Origin of the sequence: Nocardia sp. CA-084685 (assembly GCF_050955785.1) — a bacterium.
Taxonomy (GTDB): domain Bacteria; phylum Actinomycetota; class Actinomycetes; order Mycobacteriales; family Mycobacteriaceae; genus Nocardia.
Window position 1 is genome coordinate 2096761 of record NZ_CP192094.1, and the last position, 25336, is coordinate 2122096.

Annotated in this window: 23 protein-coding genes; 8 read left to right on the forward strand and 15 right to left on the reverse strand. The window is 65.4% G+C overall.

The window, feature by feature from the left end; translation table 11 throughout:
• Nucleotides 1–135: 135 nt before the first annotated feature.
• Nucleotides 136–897, reverse strand: a complete 762-nt coding sequence (locus tag ACQP2U_RS09260; RefSeq protein WP_433714282.1) for an SDR family NAD(P)-dependent oxidoreductase — start codon at nucleotides 895–897, stop codon at nucleotides 136–138.
• Between the two features lie 589 nt (nucleotides 898–1486).
• On the opposite strand from ACQP2U_RS09260, the gene ACQP2U_RS09265 reads away from it, so the two are divergent.
• Both ACQP2U_RS09265 and ACQP2U_RS09270 read left to right on the forward strand, forming a co-directional pair.
• A complete protein-coding gene (locus ACQP2U_RS09265) occupies nucleotides 1487–3637 on the forward strand; it encodes an Hsp70 family protein (RefSeq protein WP_433714283.1) in 2151 nt (716 codons plus the stop codon).
• Between the two features lie 458 nt (nucleotides 3638–4095).
• On the forward strand, nucleotides 4096–4890 hold the full coding sequence (locus ACQP2U_RS09270; protein WP_433714284.1) for an HAD family hydrolase: 795 nt from the start codon (nucleotides 4096–4098) through the stop codon (nucleotides 4888–4890).
• 306 nt (nucleotides 4891–5196) lie between these two features.
• Here ACQP2U_RS09270 and ACQP2U_RS09275 read toward each other — a convergent pair whose 3' ends face one another.
• Nucleotides 5197–5592, reverse strand: a complete 396-nt coding sequence (locus ACQP2U_RS09275) for a VOC family protein (protein WP_433714285.1) — start codon at nucleotides 5590–5592, stop codon at nucleotides 5197–5199.
• Between the two features lie 89 nt (nucleotides 5593–5681).
• On the opposite strand from ACQP2U_RS09275, the gene ACQP2U_RS09280 reads away from it, so the two are divergent.
• On the forward strand, nucleotides 5682–6623 hold the full coding sequence (locus tag ACQP2U_RS09280; RefSeq protein ID WP_433714286.1) for a helix-turn-helix transcriptional regulator: 942 nt from the start codon (nucleotides 5682–5684) through the stop codon (nucleotides 6621–6623).
• Between the two features lie 117 nt (nucleotides 6624–6740).
• Here ACQP2U_RS09280 and ACQP2U_RS09285 read toward each other — a convergent pair whose 3' ends face one another.
• Both ACQP2U_RS09285 and ACQP2U_RS09290 read right to left on the reverse strand, forming a co-directional pair.
• Complete coding sequence (locus ACQP2U_RS09285; protein ID WP_433714287.1) at nucleotides 6741–7427, reverse strand: SGNH/GDSL hydrolase family protein; 687 nt, start codon at nucleotides 7425–7427, stop codon at nucleotides 6741–6743.
• An 8-nt stretch (nucleotides 7428–7435) separates the two neighbouring features.
• Nucleotides 7436–8842, reverse strand: a complete 1407-nt coding sequence (locus ACQP2U_RS09290) for an MFS transporter (protein WP_433714288.1) — start codon at nucleotides 8840–8842, stop codon at nucleotides 7436–7438.
• 105 nt (nucleotides 8843–8947) lie between these two features.
• On the opposite strand from ACQP2U_RS09290, the gene ACQP2U_RS09295 reads away from it, so the two are divergent.
• Nucleotides 8948–9565, forward strand: a complete 618-nt coding sequence (locus ACQP2U_RS09295; RefSeq protein ID WP_397033274.1) for a TetR/AcrR family transcriptional regulator — start codon at nucleotides 8948–8950, stop codon at nucleotides 9563–9565.
• Between the two features lie 32 nt (nucleotides 9566–9597).
• On the opposite strand, the gene ACQP2U_RS09300 is transcribed toward ACQP2U_RS09295, so the two are convergent.
• The 4 genes from ACQP2U_RS09300 to ACQP2U_RS09315 are packed head-to-tail and all read right to left on the reverse strand — an operon-like array spanning nucleotide 9598 to nucleotide 15101.
• Nucleotides 9598–11187, reverse strand: a complete 1590-nt coding sequence (locus tag ACQP2U_RS09300) for a bifunctional 3-(3-hydroxy-phenyl)propionate/3-hydroxycinnamic acid hydroxylase (protein ID WP_433714289.1) — start codon at nucleotides 11185–11187, stop codon at nucleotides 9598–9600.
• Nucleotides 11153–13030: an acyl-CoA synthetase gene (locus ACQP2U_RS09305; RefSeq protein WP_433716411.1), complete on the reverse strand. Its 1878-nt coding sequence runs from the start codon at nucleotides 13028–13030 to the stop codon at nucleotides 11153–11155. The genes ACQP2U_RS09300 and ACQP2U_RS09305 overlap by 35 nt, the downstream gene beginning before the upstream one ends.
• A gap of 2 nt (nucleotides 13031–13032) precedes the next feature.
• Nucleotides 13033–13971: a fumarylacetoacetate hydrolase family protein gene (locus ACQP2U_RS09310; RefSeq protein ID WP_433714290.1), complete on the reverse strand. Its 939-nt coding sequence runs from the start codon at nucleotides 13969–13971 to the stop codon at nucleotides 13033–13035.
• Complete coding sequence (locus ACQP2U_RS09315) at nucleotides 13968–15101, reverse strand: VOC family protein (protein WP_433714291.1); 1134 nt, start codon at nucleotides 15099–15101, stop codon at nucleotides 13968–13970. The genes ACQP2U_RS09310 and ACQP2U_RS09315 overlap by 4 nt, the downstream gene beginning before the upstream one ends.
• A 106-nt stretch (nucleotides 15102–15207) precedes the next feature.
• Between ACQP2U_RS09315 and ACQP2U_RS09320 the strand changes: the two genes are divergently transcribed.
• Nucleotides 15208–15882 (forward strand): TetR/AcrR family transcriptional regulator, encoded by a 675-nt coding sequence (locus tag ACQP2U_RS09320; protein ID WP_433714292.1) that lies wholly within the window; start codon nucleotides 15208–15210, stop codon nucleotides 15880–15882.
• Nucleotides 15883–16108: 226 nt separating this feature from the next.
• Here the strand turns inward: ACQP2U_RS09320 and ACQP2U_RS09325 are convergent, their stop codons facing one another.
• Nucleotides 16109–16525 carry a nuclear transport factor 2 family protein gene (locus ACQP2U_RS09325; RefSeq protein ID WP_433714293.1) on the reverse strand — a complete coding sequence of 139 codons (417 nt, stop codon included), beginning with the start codon at nucleotides 16523–16525 and terminating at the stop codon, nucleotides 16109–16111.
• A 124-nt stretch (nucleotides 16526–16649) separates the two neighbouring features.
• Between ACQP2U_RS09325 and ACQP2U_RS09330 the strand changes: the two genes are divergently transcribed.
• Nucleotides 16650–17201, forward strand: a complete 552-nt coding sequence (locus ACQP2U_RS09330; protein WP_433714294.1) for a PadR family transcriptional regulator — start codon at nucleotides 16650–16652, stop codon at nucleotides 17199–17201.
• Nucleotides 17202–17265: 64 nt separating this feature from the next.
• Here ACQP2U_RS09330 and ACQP2U_RS09335 read toward each other — a convergent pair whose 3' ends face one another.
• The 6 genes from ACQP2U_RS09335 to ACQP2U_RS09360 all read right to left on the reverse strand — a co-directional run bounded on the left by ACQP2U_RS09335 (nucleotide 17266) and on the right by ACQP2U_RS09360 (nucleotide 23582).
• Complete coding sequence (locus tag ACQP2U_RS09335; RefSeq protein ID WP_433716412.1) at nucleotides 17266–18072, reverse strand: sirohydrochlorin chelatase; 807 nt, start codon at nucleotides 18070–18072, stop codon at nucleotides 17266–17268.
• 106 nt (nucleotides 18073–18178) lie between these two features.
• Complete coding sequence (locus ACQP2U_RS09340; RefSeq protein ID WP_433714295.1) at nucleotides 18179–19468, reverse strand: sulfate adenylyltransferase subunit 1; 1290 nt, start codon at nucleotides 19466–19468, stop codon at nucleotides 18179–18181.
• A gap of 1 nt (nucleotide 19469) precedes the next feature.
• Nucleotides 19470–20399 carry a sulfate adenylyltransferase subunit CysD gene (cysD, locus tag ACQP2U_RS09345; protein ID WP_397033255.1) on the reverse strand — a complete coding sequence of 310 codons (930 nt, stop codon included), beginning with the start codon at nucleotides 20397–20399 and terminating at the stop codon, nucleotides 19470–19472.
• 151 nt (nucleotides 20400–20550) lie between these two features.
• Nucleotides 20551–21285: a phosphoadenylyl-sulfate reductase gene (locus ACQP2U_RS09350; protein ID WP_397033254.1), complete on the reverse strand. Its 735-nt coding sequence runs from the start codon at nucleotides 21283–21285 to the stop codon at nucleotides 20551–20553.
• A gap of 14 nt (nucleotides 21286–21299) precedes the next feature.
• Complete coding sequence (locus ACQP2U_RS09355; RefSeq protein ID WP_433714296.1) at nucleotides 21300–23111, reverse strand: nitrite/sulfite reductase; 1812 nt, start codon at nucleotides 23109–23111, stop codon at nucleotides 21300–21302.
• Between the two features lie 138 nt (nucleotides 23112–23249).
• Nucleotides 23250–23582, reverse strand: coding sequence for an Ms4527A family Cys-rich leader peptide (locus ACQP2U_RS09360; RefSeq protein WP_433714297.1), 333 nt, complete (start codon nucleotides 23580–23582; stop codon nucleotides 23250–23252).
• Here ACQP2U_RS09360 and ACQP2U_RS09365 point away from each other — a divergent pair.
• Nucleotides 23554–23943, forward strand: a complete 390-nt coding sequence (locus ACQP2U_RS09365) for an SgcJ/EcaC family oxidoreductase (RefSeq protein ID WP_433714298.1) — start codon at nucleotides 23554–23556, stop codon at nucleotides 23941–23943. The genes ACQP2U_RS09360 and ACQP2U_RS09365 overlap by 29 nt on opposite strands.
• 179 nt (nucleotides 23944–24122) lie before the next feature.
• Nucleotides 24123–25328 carry a radical SAM family heme chaperone HemW gene (gene hemW / locus ACQP2U_RS09370; RefSeq protein WP_433714299.1) on the forward strand — a complete coding sequence of 402 codons (1206 nt, stop codon included), beginning with the start codon at nucleotides 24123–24125 and terminating at the stop codon, nucleotides 25326–25328.
• Nucleotides 25329–25336: the final 8 nt, after the last annotated feature.

Sequence of the window (25336 nt, forward strand, 5' to 3'; positions counted from 1 at the left end):
CTCATTCGGGCCGTGTAACGGATTTCGCCCCCCACCGACATGGTGGTTGCGCGGTAGGGTCCGTGACGACGGTCGGCACCTCGGCGCACGGCGACGCGATGAGGGCGAATGCCGGACCGAGGTGCCGATTGGCGATTATTTGGCGGTGAACCCACCGTCGATCGCGAGTGCCGCGCCGGTGATGAAGCTGGCCTCATCGCTCAGCAGATAGGCGCAGAACGAGGCGATCTCCTGCGGGGTGCTGATCCGGCCGAGCGGATGCAGTGCGGCGATGGCCGCTTCACCCTCGGGGGTCGCGCCCATCGAGTTGCGGAAAGCTGGCGTGTCGACCGCGCCTGAGACCAGCGCGTTGACGCGAACGCCCTGTTCGGCGGCCTCCAGCGCTACCGCACGAGTCAGCCCGACGACACCGTGTTTGGCCGCCACATACGGTGCCACCGAACCCATGCCGACCACACCGAGGTTCGAGGCGTTGTTGAGGATCGCGCCGCCGCCCGAGGCGACAAGGGCAGGAACCTGGTGGCGCAGACCGTAGAACACGCTGGTCAGATTGAGTTCGAGATCGGCGCGCCACCCCGCCTCGTCGATCTGCTCGACCGGGCCGAAGGCGTTGACGGCGCCCGCATTGTTGAATGCCGCGTCCAGACGTCCGTATTCGGTGAGTGCCGCCTGCGTCAGTCGGGCCACCTCGTCCTCGATGGTGACATCGGTCGGTATGAAGATCGCCCGGCCGCCCGCCGCGCGGATATCGGCGGCGACCTGCTCGCCCGCGTCTTTGCCCCGAGCGCCGAGCACCACTGCCGCGCCTTCGCCTGCCGCTCGTACGGCCACCGCCTTGCCGACACCCGAGCTGGCCCCGGTGATGAGCACGACCTTGTCCGCGAAACGTGTAGACATCGTTGCCGAATTCCCTTCTCGTTCTGGCGATTTCATGGTCCGATGCGATGGCACGGGACGCTGGCTCGTCCGTGCGCTCGCTCATCGCCGAATCCAGTGAAGCGGTTGGGAAGTCGTAGCGCTAGCGGAAATCAGCCGTAGCATTTGATGTGTCACCTTCCTGTGTCGGCATGCGCGTACTATGAAATTTGTAGCTATGGCAATGATTCGGTTACCGACCAGTCGGTGTGGGTTGTCGGTTCTGGGCGATTCTCTTCCGTGGGGTGGATCAGGGGATTGAATCGAGTTACCGCAAGGTAGCGGAATCTGGCTTATCGCAGTGGAATCGGGCCTTCGGTCGCGAAACGCCGATCGTCCAGGGGTCTGGATGAATCTTTCCCATGCGATCTAGCTGGGAATTTGGCGCATGGTCAACGGAAGCCAAACGTTTCATATCAATTCGACATCCGAATCGATCCGGCAGCAGCTAACCTGTGGGTGCTGTTTGGGAAGCGACCGCGGCCACACGGATCTCCTGTGTGATGGACGTGGTCTCGGTGCGTTGACGGGATAGCGAATGACTACAGGTCTGGGTTTCAGCATCGGTTCAGTGAACTCCGTTTCCGCCATGGTGACCGGCGAGCGACCGTTGTCGTCGGTGCGGACGCGCCGTACGGCGGTGACCTTCGACAGTGCTGGCGGTATCCGAATCGGGGGAATCCCCCAATTCGATATGGCGGTAACGGATTTCGCTGATCTGGCGCGCGACCCGGAGTCGGTCGTCGTGGGCGGACGGCTCTGGTCGCCCGCGAACCTGGTCGCCGCCGTGGTGAACGGCCTGCTCGAATCCTTCCCAGCGACCGCGGGAGCCGTGGCCACCTATCCCGCATGTTATTCCGATAAGCAGCTGTCTCTGCTGCGACAGGCATTGAATCTGGCCGGTGCCGCCGATGTGCTGCTCGTACCCGAACCCGTCGCCGCCGCGGAGTGGCTCGAACGGGAACGCGGACCGCTGGAGTCGGGATTCGTGCTGGTGTACGACCTCGGTGGGTCAAGCCTCGATGTGTCGATGGTCCGGGTCGGGTCCGACTGGGACGATCATCCGATCGTCGGAAAGTCGGTGCGCTCCTATGATTTCGGCGGTCGGCCGCTCGGTTCGATGATCGCGCGCTATGCCCGGGTCGCCGAACCCGGCGACAACGGGTCGATGCTGCAGATGACCTCGATCGTCGATATCACGACTATGCGCGACCAGCACATCCGGGATTCGCTCGATGTGGTGCACGAATGTGTGGAGTCGACAGGGCGGTGCCTATCCGATATCAGCTGCATCCTGCTGGTCGGCGGCGCCACCCGTCCGGTCGAGGTCGCGCGTACCCTCGCTGAACTCGGTCGACCGGTGGTGATGTCGACCGAGCCGGGACAGACCGTCGCCGTCGGCGCCGCCAGCTATGCGGCCCGCACCTTTGCCCCGCTCGCGACCGGCGGACGGCATCGAGCGCCGAAGGTCGCCGTATTCTCCAGTGCCGCTGTGGCTTCCGCGGTCGCGGTATCCGCCGTTACGGTATTCGGCGGACCGAATATTTCGCCGATGCCTTCCCTGGTGGATGCCTCACCGGGCATCTTCCCGATGGACAATTTTCTGTTCGAGCCTGATGTCGAGGCGCTCGCCGAGGCCGGTTCCGCGGCTGTCGGCTGGGCTACCACGGCGGCGGGCTTCGGCTCTTCCGGGCGCCCGGCATACGGGATCGCGCCCGTAGTCCATACAACGCCTCTCGGGCCATCGATCGGTCCGTCCATCGCCGAGGCGCATGGTGGCCGCCACAACGAATCACCCGGTCGGACAGGACATTCCGGTGGTGCCACCTATGCCAACCCCGCGCAGTTCCTGAATCCATTGCCCTTCATCCGAACTCCGCAGGTGCCCCGCACCGCGCTCGTCGTTGGCACGCCTATTCCGAGCGTCAGCCTTCCGGGTTCGGTTCCCGCCCCGGGTAATTCGGCGCCCCCGGGCGCCGGGACGAGCCCGGGTACCACAACTCCGGCAACCGGCGGTACCGCGACTGGTGACGGTGCAGCAGGTACGACGACGGGCGAAACATCCACCGGGACGGGCGGTCCCACCTCGGGCGGCAGCGGGTCCGGCGGCGCGGGTAATGCATCCGGTGGTTCGGCTTCGGGCACCAGCGGTTCGACGGCTGGGGATTCCACGAGTGGCGGCTCGTCGGACAGTACCTCTGGTGGTTCGACAAGCACTGGCACTTCAGGTGGTGCTACCGGTGGCGGTACCTCGGGTGGTTCGGTGAATGGTGGTGGCTCGGGCATGAATGATGGTGGTGGTTCGGGTGGCGGTTCGGGTTCGACTGATGGTGGTTCGGGTGGTTCCACGAATGGTGGCTCGGGTTCGACCGGTGGTGGTTCGGTGAGTGGTGGTGGTTCGGGTTCGCCCGGCGGTCACGGCTCGGGTGCTTCGGGTTCGACTGGTGGTGGTGCGTCGGTTGGCTCCACGAATGGCGGTGCCTTGGGAGGCGCGGCGAGCGGTGGTGCCTCAGTTGGTTCGACTGGTGGTGGTACATCAGGCGGTTCGATCGGTGGCGTCACCTCAGGTGGGACCAGCGCAGGTTCGACCGGAGGGACCTCCGGTATCGGAAAGCCCTCCGGCGGAACCACTTCCGGCGGCAGTGGTTTCGGTGGCACCTCATCCGGCGGTATCTCCTCACACGGTTCCGGCGGCTTCGGCGGCGGCGGTGCCCGCAGGTAGTCCGCGGTAGGGCTCTTCGGGCGACCCGCAGCGCCTCCCCAGCACGGAGGTGCGCTGCGAACTGCGATCGTCCACTGAGCGCGGGCCTAGGAGGCCGATATGGCATTTCGTGCCGAGGCCCTTTGGTGGATCAGTGTGTGGCGGCTGCGGTGGGCCGGGCCTGTCGGTGGTCTGCGAGCTCGAGCGGTGGGGCAGCGTCTGCGAATGATCACTGGGCAGCTTCGGCGCTGAGTGAAAGCCGCTGGTCGGCTGAGTTATTGGGCCTGCGGCGGACTGCCACGTGCCGTGTGGATCCGGCCCGATTTGTCGGGTCCGCACTTCTCGAGGCACTCGTGCGGGGCGTGAGTTCGGTGACGATGTCCGGATGTTGACGTGCCGGGGTATCGATGAGGGGTGGGCACATTCGGACCGGTCGAATTTCGGTGACGCTGAGTGCCATAGCGATGCACAATGAGTTGGTGGTACACGGGGGACCTCAGCTTATTGCGCTGGATGTCGATGGAACGTTGCTGCAGACGGGATCGCCGGTCAGTGAACGGGTGATCGATGCGGTGCGTGCGGCAGTGGGAGCGGGGGCGCATGTGGTCGTGACGACCGGGCGGACATTGATGACGACACGGCCTGTACTGCGGGAGCTCGGCCTGGTCGAGGGGCATGCGTTGTGTTCCAACGGCGCGGTGCATATCGATGTGGCGAAGGGGGAGCCGGTGGCGGTGCAGAGCTTCGATCCCGGCCCCGCGGTCGCCGCCTTGCGCGCGCTGTTTCCGGAGATGATCTTCGCGGTGGAGAAGGTCGGCATCGGTACCTGGGCGACGGGGGCGAGTCCGAGTGAATTCTCGATCGGCGAATACGTTCTCGTCGATCACGGCGCCTTGAGCAGCGAGCCGACCCCGCGACTCAACGGCTGGTTGCCCGACGGTTCCCTGGAAGAGATGAGGCGCCTGCTCGCCCGATTGCGGGTACCCGATGCGAGCTGGGTGCACGGCGAATTCGGCCCGTGGCTTACTGTTTCGCGCCGCGGCGTCTCCAAGGGTTGGGCATTAGAGCGTCTACGCACCGCACTCCGCATCCCCCGCGCCGCCACCCTCGCCATCGGCGACGGCTACAACGACCGCGAAATGCTGCAGTGGGCAGGACATTCCGTAGCGATGGCGAATGCCCCGAACGAGGTCCATACCTGGGCCGACGAAGTCGCCGATGATGTCGCCGAAGACGGCGTCGCCAAAATCCTGGAACGTTGGTTCGTCCACTGACCCGGACCGATGATCACCATGCGTTGGTAGTGGCAAACATCGAGAGACCCCTCAACCGAAGCATGCTCGGGGCAACCTCGGCAGGCATCGCGATGGGGGAAGGTCACGAGCGGACACCTCAACCAACGCATTCTCTGGCAAGGAAGCCTTGGGTGGCGTCGTGGAGGGCGGCGAGCACTTCCGCCACCATTGCCTGCGTCAGCGCAAAGCGGGCCTCGGGAGGCGTCGGTATGTGCGGCAAACCTCGAGAGCATCGCACCCGCGAACACTCCGCCATCGCATCTCGGGTAACGCGAGGACACTGCGTCAGGGGCGGCTGAGGATCTCCAGGTAGTGGGGGTTCTGCATGATGCCGAGGATATTGCCGAAGGGATCGACCACTGATGCGGTGATGAAGCCGTCGCCGCGTGGGGTGATCGGTTCGTATTCCTTGGCTCCGAGGGCGAGCAGGCGGTCGAAGCTTGTCTGCACATCATCGACATGCCAGTGCAGGATGGACCCGCCGGGTGCGTTCTGTGCACCAGCGGGGGCGAATTCGCGGTTGATGATTCCGAGTTCGTGCTGGTAGTCGCCGATGCGGAATTCGTAGTAGCCGCCGGGCACCGTGTAGTACGGGGCGTAGCCGAGCAGGTCGGTGTACCAGTCCTTCGCGGCCTCGAGATCATCGGCATAGAACGAAACGGTGGCCATTCCTCGCAACATCTTGGTCTCCTCTGATCGGGGTTGGTGTAATCCATCATTGCGTTCAAAGTGCTCACCGAATGAGCACTTTTTTCGACAGAATTGTGCTCATGCGAGCAGACCGATTGGTGGCGACCCTTTTGCTGATGCAGTCCCGCGGACGCGTGACGGCTGCCGAGATCGCCGGCGAACTCGAGGTTTCGGTCGCGACCGCGCGTCGCGACCTGGAGGCCCTCTCGGCCGCGGGAGTTCCGGTCTATCCGCAGCCCGGCCGTGGTGGCGGCTGGTCGCTGGTCGGCGGTGCGCGCACGGATCTCAGTGGCCTCACCGAACCCGAGGCGCGGGCGCTGTTCCTACTGGCAGGACCGTCCGCGAGCGCGGTACCCGAGGTCAAATCGGCGCTGCGCAAACTGGTGCGCGCCCTCCCGCAGACGTTCCGCACCGATGCGCAGGCCGCGGCCGACGCGATCGTGATAGATCCCGCGCGCTGGGGTGAGCGCGATCAAGCGCGGCCGAAGCTCGTCGAATTGTTGCAGCGCGCGGTGGTCGAGCGCCGCAAGGTGCGGCTGACATATGCACGGGTGGGAGAGCGCACCCGGCGCGTCGTCGACCCGTGGGGTCTGGTCGACAAGGACGCCATTTGGTATCTCATCGCAGACACCGACCGCGGCAGGCGCACCTTCCGCGTCGACCGCATTGTCGATGCCGCGATTACAGACGAAATCGGGCACCGCCCAGCCGATTTCGATCTATCTACGGCCTGGGAGGAGGTCGTCGACGAGGTCGAACAACGTCGTGCCGCGACATCGGCCACCGCACTCATTGCATCGCAACTACTTCCGATTCTGTGCGAGCAGCAGGGACGACACTGCGTGGTGGACGGACCGGTCGCCGATGGACGCGTTCAGGTCCGCATTACCGCACCGACGCCGCGCATGATCGCCCAACAATTGGCGGGCTGGGGTGCCGAAATCGAGGTGCTGGCACCGCAATCCGTGCAGTCGGAGTTGGCCGTGCTCGGCGCCGAACTGGTCGATCGATACGGCGAGTGACCGCCCCGCAAATCGAATCCGACGGCTCGATTCGTGCACCGCGACTGATCATGCTGTGTGCTTCGGAGAAGACCACTGGGCCGCGTCCGAGCAGACGCGGCCCAGTGCCGGTTTCGATCAGTGCGCGGGTTCGAGAAGCAGCCCGTGCAGCACGCGCACTATTTCGGTGGCCAGCACCGCATGCCCGCTCATCGTGAAGTGGATGAGATCGGCGCTCATCAGATCCGGTCGCAGCCGCAGCGGATGGTCCCATAACTCCACCAGCACGGCGTCGTATCGCGCGGCCAGTTCCCGGGTGATGTCGTTGAGCGCCGCCATCCGTTCCCGCATCGGGCGCATCGCCGCCATCCGGTCCACCTCCCACACATCGGCGAGAGTGAAGGTGCCCACCTGTGCGCCGCTGCGGGCCAGCGCGCCGAAGATCGCGTCGAGATTCGCGCGCAACTCCTCGAGATTGCCGCCGGGAGCGAACAGATCGTTTCCGCCGCAGCTGATGTACACCAGGTCCGGCGTGAAATCGAGCACCTGTGGCAGCTGGTCGGCGCGCACCTGCGCGGATGTCGCGCCGATCCGGCCGGTATTCAGATACGCCAGAGCGGGATTCGCCGCCGTCAATACCGTGGCCACGCGATCGGCCCACCCTACGGTGTCGTATCCGGGACTCGGATCGCCGACGCCCTGGGCGATCGAATCGCCGAGTACCGCATAGCGCTGCCAGGGGGCGTCGGCGAGCAATTCGAGTGCGGCGCTGCTCGACAGCAGCATCGGGTCGTTGGCTTCGGTGCGAATATCGTTGGGTATCACGGTGACTCCTAGCTCTGGGCGGAAGGGACGCGCGCCGGAATCGCGATCACCAATGCGGACGCGACACCGACGCCCGCACAAACGGCGAACAGCGTGTGGAAAGCGGCCAGTGCGTCATCGGCATTGGCGGCGAATACCGCGGCGAGCACCGCGACGCCGAGCGCACCGCCCACCTGCCTGGCCGTCAGATTCATGCCGATTCCGGCCGCAAAGCGTTGCGGCGGAAGCGAACTCGCCGCCGCGGTGCCGAGCAGCGTCACGACAATCCCGACACCACCGCCGCCGAATAGCCCGGCCGGTATCCACGCCGACCACAGCGCCGGTGTCGGCCCGAAGGCGTCGGTGCTCATCCACACATTGGTGCCGGTGTACATCAGCGCCCCGAGGACACCGAGCCAGCGCCGAGTGCTCGCCGCCGTGACGCGACCGGCGATCGTGGCGGTCACCATCGAAGACACCGCGCCCACCGTCAGTGCGGCCGCCGAACCGAGCACCGAGTACTGCCAGATCGCATCGAGGAACAACGGTCCGGCGAGCAGCCAGGCGAACATGGTCGCACCGAATACGAACGAGGCGGCATTGGCCAGTGCATATGGCCTGCTCTGCCACAACTCGACGGCGATGGCCGGATTGTGGTGCCGTGCGGAGCGAACCAACGCGGCCAGGATCAGCAGCGCGCCGACGCCGAGCGCGGCGAGTGTGCCCGGCGCGGTCCAGCCCCACTCCTGCCCCTCGGTGACTCCGGCGACGACACCGCCGAGTCCCAGAGCGATGGCGATGGTCCCGATCGGGTCGGGTAGCGCACTGCCGGGTTGGCGGGTGTCCGGCACCGGAATGCGCAATCCAGGCGCGATCAGCACGATCGCCACCGGGATATTGATGACGAATACCGCCCGCCAGCCGAATGTCTCGACCAGCGCGCCGCCGATAGCCGGTCCGACCACGGCCGCGAAACCGCCTGCCGCAGACCAGGCTCCGATGGCGGCGCCGATCTTCTCCCGCGGCGTAACGGTGAGGACGAGGCCGAGCGCGGACGGCACCATCAGCGCTGCCGTCGCACCTTGCAGCAGGCGTCCGGCAATGAGCCAACCCGCGGTGGGGGCGAGGCCGCACAGCAGGGATGTCATGGCGAAACCGACCAGTGCGATGAGGAACAGCCGGCGTCGTCCGAGGGTGTCGGCGAAGCGGCCCGCCGGGGTGAGCAGCGCGGCGAAGGCGATGGCATATCCGCTTACTACCCAGGTCAGCGTGGTCGTCGCGGTACCGGGGAAGTCGCGGGCGATCGAGGGGAAGGCGATATTGACGACGGACAGGTCCAGGAAGGCGATGAACGCGGCGCCACAGGCGATGACGAGCGTGCGCACGGCGGCCTTCGAGGTCGGCGGACTATCGGTCCGCACGGACACTTCGGTCATGAGGGCAATCCTTCGGGTGGGGCGAATCTAAACGTACGACCGTTCGTGCAACAAAAGTACGACCGTACGTTCGTATTTGCAACCCGGAAGTGGAAGAATGGCGCCATGGCAGAGTCGACAAGCACCGCGCAGGACACCGATCAGCGCCTAGCCAAGGGGGCTCGCTCCCGGGCCGCGATTGCCAGACATGCCGCCGACGTGGCCTCTATCGAGGGGCTGACGGGCTTGAGCATCGGCCGTCTCGCGACCGATCTCGGTATCAGCAAAAGCGGCATAGCCACCCTCTTCGGCACCAAGGAAGCACTGCAGGTCGCCGCGGTGAAGGTGGCCCGTGAGGCCTTTGTCGAACGTGTGATCGCGCCCAGCATGACCGAACCGCGCGGCCTACCACGCCTGCGCGCGATCATGGACCGCTGGTTCGACCACATCACCGAGCCGACATTCCCTGGTGGCTGCTTCCGCGTGGCCACCATCGCCGAATTCGACAGCAAACCCGGCCCCGTCCGCGATGCCATCGCCGAGGATCACAGCGAATGGCTCGACTTCTTGGCCAAGCAGATTCGGCACGCTCAGGAGCAGGGCGATCTCACCGGCCGCGATGCCGACGCCGTGGCCTTCGAATTCGACGCGGTGATCAGCGCGGCCAATACCGCCCGGCAGATGGGTGATGAGCGCGGTGTCGCCACCGCGTATGCCATCGTGAACGGGCTGCTGCTGGGCTGAGATCCCCTGCGGTGCAATCGTTTCAGTGGTGCTTAGGTGTCGGTGTTCAGCACCTGTGCTGGATCAGCCGAAGCGGGTGCCTTGAATCGCGGCAAGTCGGTGATGAGCTCGGAAAGCTGAGGTCTTGTTCGCAATACTGTGCCGTCGGGACGGACCAGGGCACAGTGCCAGCGCCCGAGCCAGCGTCGCAGATCGGTCCGAGCGATAACGACGACACCGCCGCGCTGTTCGATTTCGCAGCGCTGTGCCGGTGTCGGTTGGACAGTGGTGATGATCGCGAAACGGCCTGCCGCGATATCGTCGAAACGACGTCCGTCGCTAAGTGCGTTCGGGACGAGTTTGCCCGCCAGACCTCGGGAAAAGCGATGCGCCACCACAAGTTCGGATCGGTGCAGCGGCGGCGTCTGCCCATTGGTGACCAGTTCGGCGAAGCCTGGCAGCCGGTGCAACCGCGGCGCGATGAGTCGGCGCAGCAGATTGCCGAATTCGCCACCGTCGGTCATGGCCCGTCCGGTGAACTTGGCGAGCCGAATCATCGCGTGCGCGTGCGGTTTTCGTTCGATTTCGTAGGTGTCGAGTACGGTCGCGGGCAGGTCCGCGGTGAGGACACCCGCGAGCTTCCAGGCGAGGTTGACCGCATCGCGTAGCCCAGCGCCCATGCCCTGGCCGATGAACGGTGGGGTCAGGTGGGCGGCGTCGCCGAGCAGGAAGATTCGGCCGCGCAGCCAGCGGTCGGCGAGCTGGGCGCGGAAGGTGTACTCCGCGACTCGCACGAGCCGCAGCTCCTCGGACGCAGCGTTGCCGGTCCACGGCGCGATCAGTGGGCGCAGGCTCGTCGAATCGCCGTAATCCGCCGCGGTTTCACCAGGACCGAGTCGGAATTCCCAGCGGTAACGAGTCGTTCCGATCCGCATATAGGTCGCGGCCCGAACAGGGTCGCAAACCTGGTGTACGCCTTCCCATTCTCCGAAATCGGCAGTTGTATCCACATCGACGACGAGCCAGCGCTGCGCGAAGTTCAGGTCGCGCAGCGTGGCACCGATCGCGGAGCGGACCACGCTGTTGGCGCCGTCACAGCCGAGCGCATAATCGGCCAGGACCGACTCGGCGGCACCGGTGACACGGTCGGTGAAATCGACACGCACGCCGTCGTTTTCCTGCGTCACGCCGACGACCTCGACATTGCCGCGAAGGCTGATGCCGGGATACCGGCGCATATTCGCGCGCAGTATTGCTTCGAACTCCGGTTGGTCGAAGAGGTTCGCCTCCGGGTAGCCGTTGGCTCCGCCCGCCGGATCGCGATCGAATTGAGCGAGTACGCGCATGTCCGGATCGATCAATCGCAGGCCGAGCGCGGGCCGCGAGATCGCGTCGAAGTCTGCGCCGACGCCGAGACGTGCCAGGATCCGTCGGATTTCGCCGTCGAGATGGACCGCCCGTGGCTGCGGGTATATGCCGTCCCAGCGTTCCAGCACCAGGGTTTCGATGCCGTACTGGGCCAGTAGTGTCGCCGCGGTGAGGCCCGTGGGGCCCGCACCGACGACGACCACAGGAACCGAGTTCACCAGCTCGCTCCACTCACGAGATTCACTGCTGGACCACGACTTTCCAGCGGATGGCATACCGGCCGAGCACCTCGGCTACGCCACTCTCGACGGCGGGGTCCACGTCGACGGTCGCGACGATCGCGCCGTCTTCTACTGCCGCCGTGACGGCCCGCACTCCGGCGACTTGCTCTAATGCGTCCTGCAGTTCGCGTCGAGTCGCATCGGCGCGCAGCCCGAGCTTGTTCGGCTTACCGACATCGGTAATGGGCAAGGCGTCGAGGATCACAACGGATTTCGGCAGTGCGGCTCGTTCGGGCACCCGCTCACTCGCCCAGGCGAGTAGTTCGGATTCGGCGACATCGGCACCAGCTCCGAGCGTCACATAGGCGACAGGTACTTCACCGGCGTGGACATCGGGGCGTCCGACCGCACCGGCGGCGGTCACCTGCGGATGTGTCAGTAGTGCGTCCTCGATCAGCGCCGGGTCGATATTGTGCCCGCCACGGATGATGAGATCCTTGGCGCGGCCGTGCAGGTGGATGAAACCGTCCGCATCGATGTGCGCTAGGTCGCCGGTATCGAGCCAGCCCTCGACCGTGGTGCCGAGTCCGTCGAGGATGTGGCCGTGCTCATTGCGGCCGGTCACATAACCGGCGAAAATCGTTGGGCCACTGATCTCCAGCACTCCGATCACGCCGGCGGGCAGCGGCTGCCGGTCACCCGCACGAACGACACGCACCTGCTGATAGGGCATCCGCTGCCCGATCGCACCCGGGCGCGGAACATCCGGATAGCTGCGGGCGGTCGCGCAAGTAGCCTCGGTGAGTCCGTAGCCTTCGACCAGGGTGACACCGGTGTGCGACTGGAAGTTCGCCCGCACCGCGGACGGCAGCGGTGACGCGCCGACCATCGCATAACGCAGACTGCTGATATCGGCGTCGACGGGGCATTGCGTGAGCACGGCATAAACGGTGGGCACCGCACTCATCGCGGCAATGCGATAGTGCGCCACGATCTTCCAGAATTCGCCGTACAGCGCGAGATCACGGTAGCCGAGTGGTCCGGCCCACACCACCGGCTGACCCTTGAACAGCGGCGCGAGCAGCGTCACCACCAGGGCATTGACATGGAACAGTGGGAGCGCGGCGAAGATCGTCGCATCCGCGTCGAGCAGGGAGTTGGCGGCGATCATCCACGCATTGGCGATCTCGCCGGAGTGGGTGTGTGCGGCCAGTTTCGGTACGCCGGTGGTGCCGCCGGTGTGGAACAGTGCGGCCAGATCGTCGGATACCGGGAGCGGCCCGGCGAATGTGTACGAATCGTCCTTGGCTGCAAGCTCATCCAGATAGCCGATGTGCACCCCGCGGATCACCGGCAGCGGGTGCGGCTCGGTGGCACCAGTGGGACGCAGCACAAGTACGGCTTCGAGTAGTCCGTCAGATGCCAGCTCGAGCGCGGATTCCCAGGTGTCGGTGGCGAGTTCGGGGCCCGCCGCGATCAGCACGCTAGCGCCGGAGCGCCGCAGCAGCTCCGCGATGTGCCGACCGGACATCGCACCATTGATCGGTGCGGCGATACCGGCCAGCTGCGCGGCGAGCGTCGCGGGAATCAACTCCGCGCAGTTGGGCGACATCAATGCGACCACGTCCGCGCGCCGGATACCGAGCCGGTGCAACAGATTCGCATAGCGGTGCACGTCGGCTAGGAGCTCGGAGTAACTGCGCCGCACTGGCTCTCGCCACCGAGCCGCCTCCGGAAGTATGGTGAGCGCGTTTCGGTCGGGCCAGAGTTCGCTGGCCCGGACCAGCAGTGCGTAGGTCGACTCCGGCAGGCCGCGTTCGGCCAGTGGCACGGATTCGATGTCGGCCAGGTCGCTAGGTCCGGAGTAGCGCGGCCACAGCAGGTCCATTGTCGTCATCTTCACCGCGCGTACCGCACAACCGTGCGCTGGCGACCCAGATCGATCGCGCCGTCATCGGTGGCCACGGTAGCCTCGACGACATCGCCGTCGCGCAGATACTTCGGATTCTTGGCCTGACCCTTGAAGAACAGCTTCCACTTCGTCGCTGCCGGGAGCAGCGAGGCAATGATTTCGACCGGTTTCGGCGGGGCGCTGATGGCGGTGCCGATGGGGGTACCGGTGAGCAGCAGATCACCGGCATCGAGCCGCTGGAATCGGGTGAGCGCCCGCAGCGTCTCGACGGGGGTGTAGATCATATCGGCGACCGTCATGTCTTGGCGCACTTCGCCATTGACCCACAGCCGCAACCGCAGATCGACGAATCGCCTCAGCTCGTCGGCATCCAGCAGCACCAGCGTCGGACCGACAGGAGTGAAGGTCGGATACGACTTCGCCTCGTAGAACTGGGTTTTCGGTAACTGGACATCGCGTGCCGAAACATCATTGGTCACAACGAGTCCGGCGACGTACTCGCCGATATTGTCGGCGGTGATGGTGGTCCCGACCGACATCTCCTTAGCGAAGACCAGTCCGATCTCGACTTCGTAATCCAGCAGCCGCACATGCGCGGGTCGGATGACATCGTCGAGCGGGCCGCTGATCGAACCGGAGGATTTGCGGAAGAACGTCAACGGCACGGTTTCCGGATCCCCGCCCGAATCCCGCACGTGGGACGCGAAATTCGTCATCTGTGCGACCACCCGGCACGGCGCGGTCACCGGTGACACCAGCGCGAGGCTTTCAACAGGGACGCTCTCGGTATTCGATGCGGCCGCCGTCAGCGCCCGCCGGTCGGCGAGCAACTGACCGGTGGTGGTCGCCGCGGTATCCACCCGCGCGGCCCCCGTCGGCGTCGACACCCACCAGGCGTCGGCGGTTCGGAGAACGGAAATACTCATGAATTGGCAACTTTCAGTAGACCGCGCAGGCGGTGTAGGTCGAATTCGTTGTCCGCGCGCAGCGCGTCGACTATGCCGCGCAGTTCGCGAATCGATTCCCGGCCAGGTTTGAGGCCGAGGAAGTCCTTGGTGGCGGGCGGTCCCCATTGGGCCAGCCCGGACGCCGTCATCGGCGCCCAACCGGGCTCCAGCGTGGAGTCGAACATGTCACCATCGCTGAAGTGCTCGACCGTGAATCCGTCCGGATCGCGCCAGTAGTCGAAGATCTGGCTGCCCTGGATATGTCTGCCGATGCCCCAGGACCGCTGGTAACCGTGGTCGAGCAGGTATTCCCCGCCTGCGGCCAGGACATCGAGGTCGGCGACCTGATAGGCGGAGTGCACGTACCGGTTGACCGGGCCGAGCACCAGCGCGAGCGTGTGATGGTCGGCGGGGGTGCGGCCGCGGTCGCAACGGATGAAGCTCATGATCGGGCCGCGATCGCGTTGTTTCGGGTAGTAGAGGAAATCGCTGACAATCAGGCCCAGGTGTTTCAGATACCAGTCGAGCGTCTGCCGGTAGCGGGTCGTCTGCACCACCACATGCCCGAGCCGCTGCACCTTCGCCGGTTCCCGTGGTGGGCGTTGGGTCAGGTTCATGCGCGGCGTTTCGTGGCCGAAATTGAAAGTGTGCGGCTGCTGGGCGGGCAGGGCGGCGAGCGCAGGGGTATCGGCGACCACTCGCACCCGCGATCCGCTCGGGTCGGATAGGTCGACGGCGACGCCACCGATGCTCTCCGGCAGTGGCACCGCCTCGGATCCGGTGGCTTGCGCGAGCCGGAGCAGGTCCGTCGAGCCTGCCGCTTGGAATGCGGGGCCGATGAACCTCGATCGGCTGCCCCGCCGGATCACCACACACGGCGCACCCGGGTCCGTGCCACGCAACTGCAGTTCGTCCGCGGTGCGCAGCACGGTCGTGAAACCGAACGCGCAAGCGAAGATTTCGGCGGCGGCCAAGTCGGGCTTCTCGAACTCCAGCCATGCCAGGTCGTGCACCTTGATGATCGGATTCCTGGCCCGCCCCGGATGCTCTCCTGTTTCGGCGCCGAACTCGCTGTGCAGACCCGTATGCGGGTCGTGCTGGTCGATCATCGGCCTCTCCCTTCACTGACTGAATATATCGTCACTTACGAGCAAGTATTCAGTCAAGAAGTTTTGAGGAATTCGTCATTACTGACTCGCGGGTTAGGATGGTCGGATGGACCAGGGAGAGGTGATGAGCGAGCAATCCGGTACCGAACCCAATCGCTTGGAGCGGCGCAAGGCGCGCACTCGGGCAGCGCTGGTCAGCGCCGCCCAGTCCTTCCTCGCCGCCGGGAAGCCGAACGTGCCGATCCTGGAGATCACCCAGGCCGCCGATGTCGGTATGGGGTCGTTCTACAACCACTTCGAAAGTCGCGAGGATCTGTTCCGCGCCGCGATCGAGGAGGCGCTCGATCGGCACGGCTCAACCCTCGACGTGCTGACCGAGGGAATGGAAGATCCCGCGCATATCTTCGCGCAAAGCTTCCGGTTGACCGGGCGTCTGCACCGGAGAAGTCCCACGTTGAGCAAGGTGCTGCTCAATCATGGTCTGGCCCTGGTTAGTTCCACCAAGGGCCTCGCGCCTCGCGCGCGCCGCGATATCGAGGCCGCGGTTCGCGCGGGACGGTTCCAGGTTCGCGATGTGGAACTCGCCATGACCATCGTCGCCGGTGCCTCGCTATGCCTGGGGCAACTCCTGCACGACAATCCGGACCGCGACGATGCCGCGGCCGCGGACGAGGTCACCGAGGATCTGCTGCGCATGTTCGGCATTTCCGCGGACGAGGCGCGCGAGATCTGCGCACGGCCCTTGCCGTCGATCGATGTGTTGCCGGACACAGCGGCCTGAAGCCTCGAAGCCGCGCCCATTGCGCCAGGCAAGCCCCTCCCGCAATGACATCGGCTGCCCATTGACACCCACGCCCGAAAGCTGGTGCAGCGCGACCTCGAATTCGAACGTCCACGTCGGAAAGAGGTTCCGCAGCCGCCGCGCACATTGTGGCGCTCCAGCAATAGGCCGCGCGCGGCAAGGTGCCCGGCATTGCCCGCGCCGAGGACGATAGCGTCGTAATCAGTTACGCCTGCGTCGCCGCACGCTGCAACTGCTCGGTGGCCTCGGCCTTGATTCGCTCGAACTGCTCGCCCATCCGCGCGGCCAACGCCTGCGCGGCCGAGAGTGGACGCACCATCACCATGAAGTCGTCGATCTTGCCGTGCTCGTCGAAATGCAGGAAATCGCAGCCGGTGAGCTGCTTGCCGTCGACCGTGGCCTCGAAGACGAAGGCGTGGTCGCGGCCGTTCGCGTCGGCGATCTCGCGGACATAGTGGAAGTCCTCGAAGACACCGATGACCGCGCGCAGAATGGCCGCGGTTATCGCCTTGCCCGGATACGGCTTGAACGCGACCGGGCTCGTGAACACCACATCGTCGGCCAGCAGTGCCTCGATAGCGGCTTCGTCCCGGGTCTCCACGGCTGCTCGGAAGGGGTGCATCGTTCCGCCTCTCGTAGTCAATTATTTGCCTATAAAGTTCGAACAATATCCGCGCACGTCCGTCGATGTCCATAGGTGGCTAGACAAGAATTTGAATATTCAGTGAGAGTGCTAGCCTGAGCGGATGGCGTTACGTGACGCGGTGCTCGCGGCTCTGCTGGAAGGGGAGGCGTCCGGTTATGACCTGGCCAAAGGCTTCGACGCCTCGGTGGCCAACTTCTGGATGGCCACGCCCCAGCAGCTGTACAAGGAACTCGAACGGATGGCCGCCGACGGTCTTATCGAGACCCGAGTTGTGCAGCAGGAGCGTCGACCGAACAAGCGGTTACACGCCATCACTGCGGCAGGGCGGGCCGCATTGCATACGTTCATCGCCGAGCCCGCCAAGCCGACCGCTGTTCGCGACGAGTTGATGGTCAAGGTGCAGGGCATGGACACCGACGATGCGCCGACCGTGCGTGCCGCGGTGGCCGAGAAGCTGGAATGGTGCAAGGCGAAACTGGCGCGCTACGAACGCCTGCGCGCCCGCCTACTCGACGGACGCAGCGAGCATGCGTACCTGGCCGAGGCTGAGCGCATCGGCCCCTACCTGACGTTGCTGCGCGGAATCTCCTTCGAGGCGGAGAACATTCGCTGGGCGGAGTTCGCGCTGGCCGCCATCGATAGGCGTACCTGAGGCGCTGAGTCGTTCGATAGTCGCTCGTCCGAACGGAACTACTCGTAGACCGTTCGGGGGAAGATCAGGCAGAGACCCTCGATGCAGCGGTGAGCGCGGTGTCGTAACGGTCCCAAACTATTTCGGGCAACGCCGTATCCGGCCCGATGACTTGCGCGTGCACCACATCGGGCGCGGCGGCCAGCAGACGGTCGGTGAGCAGCCCGGGCGCGAGGAACCACGGCGCGACGAGCACCTCTTCGGCACCCTGAGCGCGTAGACGCGAAATCGCCTGGGTGACAGAAGGTTCGGTGGTCGCGAAGCATATCTCGGTAAGCCAGCCGGTCATCCCAGCGAGCTGTCGCGCAACCTCGCCGGTCCGCGCATTCGCCGCCGCCGATGCCGCCCCAACCGCCGCCACGACGACTCCCAGCGGCACCCTGTCACCCGCGGGTCCCAGCGGCACCCTGTCACCCGCGGGTCCTAGCGCGGCCAGTGTGCGGTCGCGCACGGTAGTGATGAGTCGCGGGTCCGATCCGAGAACATCGGCTTGGGTCAGCCCGAGTTGCGGGTGCGCGGTGCGGGCGGCGGCGAGTAATCCGGGGAGATCGACTCGCGCGTGGTATGCGCTGCCGAGCAGCAGCGGTGCTACGACGGCATGCCTATGTCCCTGCGCGGCAACGGCATGCACGACCTGCTCTACCGATGGCGCATTCAGATCGAGGAATGCGAGTCGCACATCGATATTCGGTCGCGCGGCGGCGATATCGGCGACGACCGCCGACATGGTCGCGGCCGAGCGCGGATCACGACTGCCGTGCGCCACCGCGATGAGTGCCGGTCTCGGTTGCGCATATCCGCTGATCGGCGTAACGCGAACAGGGCCGAACATCGGTCTATTCGGCCCGCGCCCCTGATCCGCTAACCGTGCCAGTTCCGCCCACATGGATCCACCCGGCAGCCGCGCCACCGAGCCGATACCACCGGGCGAATTCACCTCAGACTCCGACCTCGACCGCGGTCAGCACGTCACCGACCAGACCAGCGGCGAGAGTATTGCCACCCGCCGGATCGATGAGTAGGAAGCTGCCGGTGTGCCGGTTGACGCGGTAGTCGTCGGCCGCGATCGGCTCGGCGACGCGCACCGAGATGCGACCGATATCGTTGAGCGCCAACGCCTCCGGGCTCGGCTCGGCGGTCAGGTTCTGCTCGTCGAACCGTTCGACGATAGCCCCGACGATCGCCTGCGTGGTCCGGGTGCCGTGCTTGAGCAGCAGGCGGGCGCCGGGACGCAGCGGCTTATCGCCGAGCCAGCAGACGGTCGCGTCGAAGGTGTCGATCGGTTCCGGCGCATCGGCGGGGGAGGCGATGATGTCACCGCGCGAGATGTCCACATCGTCGGTCAGGATCAGCGTGACGCTGCGGCCGACCTGTGCGACGGCGAGCTCACCATCGGGCGTATCGACGCGCTCGACGGTGGAGCGAATACCCGAGGGCAGCACTACGATTTCGTCGCCGGGCGAGACCGAGCCCGCCGCGATCTGGCCCGCGTAGCCCCGGTAGTCCGGGTATTCGGCGGTGCGTGGGCGGATTACGTACTGCACCGGGAAGCGCAGGCCGATGGAGTGTGCGCCCGAACTGTCGGCATCTACCGGCACCGATTCGAGGTGCTCGATCAGCGAAGGTCCGTCGTAGTACGGGGTGTTCGCCGAGCGCGAGGCGATATTGTCACCGTGCAGTGCGGAGACCGGAATCTCGAGCACATCCTCGGCGGCCCAGCCGAGTGTGCTGGTGAGGGTGTTGAATTCGGCCGAGATCGCGGCGAATACGGTCGCCGGATCATCGACCAGGTCGATCTTGTTCACCGCGAGCACCAGCTTCGGCACGCCGAGCAGCGCGAGTACCGCGGCATGGCGACGGGTCTGCTCGATGACGCCCTTGCGCGCGTCCACGAGCAGGATCACCAGCTGCGCGGTGGACGCACCGGAGACGGTATTGCGCGTGTACTGCACATGCCCGGGCGTATCCGCGAGCACGAAAGACCGCTTGGGCGTTGCGAAGTAACGGTAGGCGACATCGATGGTGATGCCCTGCTCGCGTTCCGCGCGCAGCCCGTCCACGAGCAGCGAAAGATCTGGCGTGGCAAGACCCTTGTCCACCGACGCGCGGGTGACGGCGTCGATCTGGTCGGCCAGTACGGATTTCGTATCGTAGAGCAGGCGTCCGACCAGGGTGGACTTACCGTCGTCGACAGAACCGGCGGTGGCCAGCCTCAATAGGTCGGACATATCAGAAATATCCTTCTCGTTTGCGGTCTTCCATCGCGGCCTCCGACACTCGGTCGTCGCCACGAGTCGCACCGCGCTCGGTCAAACGGGACGCGGCCACCTCGGCGAGGATCGCCTCGTTATCGGCAGCGTCGGAAAGAATTGCGCCGGTGGAGGATCCGTCGCCGACGGTGCGGTAGCGCACCGAACGGGTCTCGAGCACCTCGCCGTCGCGTGGGCCGCCCCAGACGCCGGGCGTCATCCACATGCCATCGCGCTGGTACACCGGACGCTCGTGCGAGTAGTAGATGCTCGCCAGATCGATATCCTCACGCGCGATGTAGCGCCAGATATCGAGTTCGGTCCAGTTGCTCAGCGGGAACACCCGGACGTGCTCGCCGGGAGCATGCTTGCCGTTGTACAGATTCCACAGCTCGGGCCGCTGCCGCTTCGGATCCCACTGCCCGAAGGCGTTGCGCAGCGAGAAGATTCGCTCCTTGGCGCGCGAACGCTCCTCATCGCGGCGGCCGCCGCCGAAGACCGCGTCGAAGCGGTGCTCGGTGATGGCATCCAGCAGTGGCACCGTCTGCAGCGGATTGCGGATACCGTCCGGGCGCTCGGTGAGCCGACCGTCGGCCAGGTAGTCCTCGACCTTCGCGACATGCAGTCGCAGGCCATACTTTTCGACGATCTTGTCGCGGAATTCGAGCACCTCGGGCAGGTTGTGCCCGGTATCGACGTGCAGCAGCGCGAACGGCAGCGGCGCGGGCCAGAAGGCCTTGAGCGCCAGGTGCAGCAGCACCGTGGAATCCTTACCGCCGGAGAACAGGATCACCGGCCGCTCGAATTCGCCCGCCACCTCACGGAAGATGTGGATCGACTCCGACTCCAACGCCGCAAGGGTGTCGAAATCGGTGATGCCCAAGGATCGTGCGCTGATGGTTTCGGTCATGCTGTGTCGCTTTCTGCATGCCCGAGGGGCCCTACGTGGTTACGCAGGCTGCCTCCTCCGGGCCCTGACTCGGTCATGCTGTGTCCCATTTCTGCATGCCCGAGGGGCCCTACGTGGTTACGCAGGCTGCCTCCTCCGGGCCCTGACTCGGTCATGCTGTGTGCAACCCGCATTCAGTCTTGGCGAGGCCGGCCCAACGGCCGCTTCGCGGATCGGAACCCGGCTCCGGCTTCCGTGTGCACGGAGCGCAGCCGATGGACGGATATCCCTCTTCCACCAGGGGATTGACGAGGATGCCGTGCTGTTCGATATAGGCCTGCATCTCGTCGTCGGACCAGGCGGCGATCGGGTTGATCTTCACCAGTCCGAACGCCTCGTCGAACGAGATGAGCGGGGCGTTGGCCCGGGTCGGAGCCTCCACGCGGCGGATGCCGGTGACCCAGGCGTTGTAGCCGCCGAGCGAGCGCTTCAGCGGTACAACCTTGCGCAACCGGCAGCATTCACCGGCATCACGCGCGAACAAATCCTTGCCGAGCAACTGATCCTGTTCGGCCACAGTGTTTTCCGGCCGCACATTGATCACATTCACGCCGTACACGGCTTCCACGGCATCCCGGGTGCCGATGGTCTCGGCGAAGTGGTAACCGGTGTCGAGGAAGAGTACGTCGACACCCGAATGCACTTGGGCGGCAAGGTGAACCAGCACACCGTCCTGCATATTCGAGGCGACGATGTAGCCGGTGCCGAAGGTGTCCTCGGTCCAGCGCAGCAAATCCATTGCCGTGGCATCGGGACCGAGTTCGGCCGCGCCTTTTTCGGCGATCGCCCGCAACTCTTCTTCCGACAGCTTCGCGGGCAGGTCCACCTGTACTTGATCCGTTGTCACGCTAGTTCTCCCATTTACCGAAGGTCGGCTTCGTCGGCACGAACCGCCCACTGAGCGAACCGTTCGCCGTCCTCGCGGTGCTTGATGAAGTTGCGCACCACCCGTTCGATGTAGTCACCGAGTTCATTGGTGGTCACCTTGTGCTGACGCAATTTCCGACCGAAGGCGCTGTCGAAGCCCAGGCTGCCACCGAGATGAACCTGGAAACCCTCGACATGATTCCCGGCGCCGTCGTCGATCAGCTGACCCTTGAAGCCGATATCGGCGATCTGTGAACGCGCGCAAGAGTTCGGGCAACCGTTGATATTGATGGTCACTGGAACATCGAGCTGCGCATTGAGATCCGCGAGCCGTTCCTCCAACTCCGGCACCAGCGCCTGGGAACGCTTGCGGGTCTCGGCGAAGGAGAGCTTGCAGAATTCGATTCCGGAGCAGGCCATCAGGTTCCGACGCCACAGCGACGGACGTGCCTGCAGGCCAAGGGGTTCCAGCTCGTCGATCAACGCATCGACCTGATCGTCGGCGATATCGAGAATGATCAGCTTCTGGTACGGGGTGAACCGGATCCGGTCCGAGCCGTACTTCTCCGCCGCCTCGGCGACCTTGGTCAACACGGTGCCCGACACTCGGCCCGCGATGGGGGAGAAGCCGACCGCATTGAGCCCGTTGCGCAGCCGCTGCACGCCGACGTGATCGATCGGCTTCGTCGGCTGTTCCGGGGCGGGACCGTCGATCAGCTTGCGCTTCAGGTACTCGTCCTCGAGCACCTGACGGAATTTCTCGATGCCCCAGTCCTTGATCAGGAACTTCAACCGGGCCTTGGTGCGCAGGCGGCGGTAGCCGTAATCGCGGAAGACCGAGACGACGGCCTCCCACACATCGGGGACCTCATCCAGCGGTACCCACACGCCGACGCGCTGGGCCAGCATCGGATTCGTCGAAAGGCCGCCGCCGACCCAGAGATCCAAGCCAGGGCCGTGTTCCGGGTGATTCACCCCGACGAACGCGACATCGTTGATCTCGTGCACCACATCCTGCTGGCCCGAGATCGCGGTCTTGAACTTGCGCGGCAGGTTGGAGTACTCCTTCTTGCCGATGTAGCGGCGAACGATCTCCTCGATCGCGGGCGTCGGGTCGATGATCTCGTTCAGCGATTCACCGGCCAGCGGTGAGCCGAGCACGACACGCGGGCAGTCGCCGCATGCCTCGGTGGTCTTCAGGCCGACACCTTCGATCCGCTTCCAGATCTCGGGGACGTTCTCGACTTCGATCCAGTGGTACTGGACGTTCTCGCGATCGGAAAGGTCCGCGGTGTCGCGGGCGAATTCGGTGGAGATCCCGCCGAGGGTCTTCAGTTGCGCGACATTCAATGCGCCGCCATCACAGCGGATGCGCATCATGAAGTACCTGGCCTCGAGAATGTCGATGTTCTCGTCACCGGTCCAGGTGCCGTCGTAGCCCTGTTCGCGCTGGGTGTAGAGACCCCACCAGCGGAACCGGCCGCGCAGATCGCCCTTGTCGATGCTGTCGAAGCCCTGTTTGGAATAGATGTTCTCGATCCGGGCCCGGACATTGAGCGGGTTGTCGTCCTTCTTGGACTGCTCGTTCGGGTTCAGCGGCTCGCGGTAGCCGAGCGCCCACTGGCCCTCGGCCTTGCGGCGCACCGGCTTACCTGTGCGGACCCGCGGGCCCGTCGGTGCCTCGGTCCGGGGACGGTCCGGACGGACGCGTCGTTCGGAGGCCGGGCGGACCGGGCGCGCATGCTGCCCGGGCCGGGATTCCGGCTGGGGCTGATCCGTTGGACCGGCGTCGGTGCTCGACGTCATGGGGGTCGCTCCTGCTGGGTGAGGGTACATCCGTGCTGAAGGCGTGAGGGGGCTGAACTCACGCCCGCGGTGTCAGCGGGCCGATGTCCGTCGAAATCGGGTGATCACCGGGCAATCCCGGGAATGCGCGCCGCTGAGCTACCGGTGGGAACCGGGCAGACAGCAGGCACTGCAGACGCGCTTGTAGTCGACGTGGCGACGTGCCACAAGTCGTACTCCAGATCCGCGCATGCGGCTATTCTGCCACGTCAGAATGGCCCTTCCGACCGGGTGGCCATATTTCCCGCGAAATCTAGGGAAATTCCCTGGACTACGCGAGCCGATTGTGATGGCCGTCATAGTTAGTGGTCCGAATGCGTCGCATGATTCGTCGAGATCGCCGCCGGTGAAGCGAGTCACTCGGGTTGACCTCGAGTTAGGTCGAGGTAGCAAGCTCGCTGGCATGAGCACCGAAACCGATCTCGACGCCATCCGCGCGGTCGTCGCCACCGTTCAACACTCGCAGCAGAACGAGCTGGTCGCCGAATTCGTCGGACTGTTTCGCGCGGACGCCATCTGGACCACCGGCAGCGGCAAGCGCCTGTTCGGTCGCACTGCCATCGCCGAGTTCACCGCCCAGGTCCTGCCGGGTGCGATGCGGGACGCTACCGCGACCTACGAGGTCGAGCACGTGCTGTTCATCCGGCCTGACGTGGCCGCGGTCAAGGTGGTCCAGCGGTACTTCGACGGGAACGGTCAGCTGACCGGTCAGGGTTCGCCGATGTACGTCATGGCCAAGGAGGACGGCCGATGGCTCTTGACGGCCAACCAGAACACGCTGGTCGCCGACTGATATCCGCTGCGGTTCGTCGCGTTTGCTCGGATTGTGCTGACGGTCCCCGGCGACCGTCCGCAATCCTGCGGACCTCGAGACATGTGGATCTGGTTCGCGGACTGCGGCCAAGGGGCCCCGCCTACGGGAGCAGGGTGCCTGGTGACCGGGGCCGGCAGAGCGACGGTCACACTGGAGTGGTGAGTTCCGCCGCCGCCCCCATCGAGACCGAGACGCCTGCCCTGGTGCTGCGCGACTTCGGCGGCGGGCCGTTCGGGATCTACATCCATGTGCCGTTCTGCGCCACACGCTGCGGATATTGCGATTTCAACACCTATACCGCTGGTGAACTGGGCACCTCGGCGTCGCCGCAGTCCTGGCTCGAAGCGTTGCGCGCTGAGTTGGCGACCGCGGCCGAACGGTTTGCTGCCCTGCCGACGGCCACACCCGAGGTGGCGACGATCTTCGTCGGCGGTGGCACACCATCCCTGCTCGGCGGTGACGGCTTGGCGGACGTGCTGGACTCGGTGCGCGTGAACTTCACCCTGGCCGCCGATGCCGAGGTGACGACCGAATCCAATCCGGAGTCGACCTCACCGCAGTTCTTCGAACGCATTCGCGCGGCCGGATTCACCCGGGTCTCGCTCGGCATGCAATCCGCGGCCCAGCATGTGCTGAAGGTGCTGGACCGCACTCACACGCCGGGCCGGGCAGTGGCCGCTGCCGAAGAGGCACGCGCGGCCGGATTCGAGCATGTGAATCTCGATCTGATCTACGGCACTCCCGGTGAACGCGACAGTGATCTGGACGCGAGCTTGGATGCGGTGCTGAACGCGGGCGTCGACCATGTCTCGGCCTACTCGCTCATCGTCGAGGACGGCACCGCCCTGGCCCGCCGCGTGCGTCGCGGCGAACTTCCCGCCCCCGACGACGATGTGCTGGCCGCCCGCTACGAGCGCATCGACGCACGCCTCAACGCCGCCGGTCTTACTTGGTACGAGGTATCCAATTGGGCCGCAGGCGATTCCGCGCGCTGTCGGCACAACCTCGGCTACTGGGACGGCGGTGACTGGCTCGGCGCGGGCCCCGGCGCGCACAGCCACGTCGGCGGGGTCCGCTGGTGGAACGTCAAACACCCTGCGCGCTATGCCGATACCGTCGCGCGCGGCGGTTTCCCGGCCGCAGGCTGGGAAGTCCTCACCGCCGACGAGCAGCACACCGAACGCGTCATGCTCGCCATCCGCCTACGCACCGGTCTACCACTGCACGAATTGGATCCAACAGAATTCGCCGCCGCAACCCGAATCATTGCCGACGGCTTGGCAATTCGCTCCGCTGACCGCCTGATTCTGACCGACCGCGGTCGCCTACTCGCCGACGGCGTCATCCGAGACCTGCTGACCTGACTTCGCTT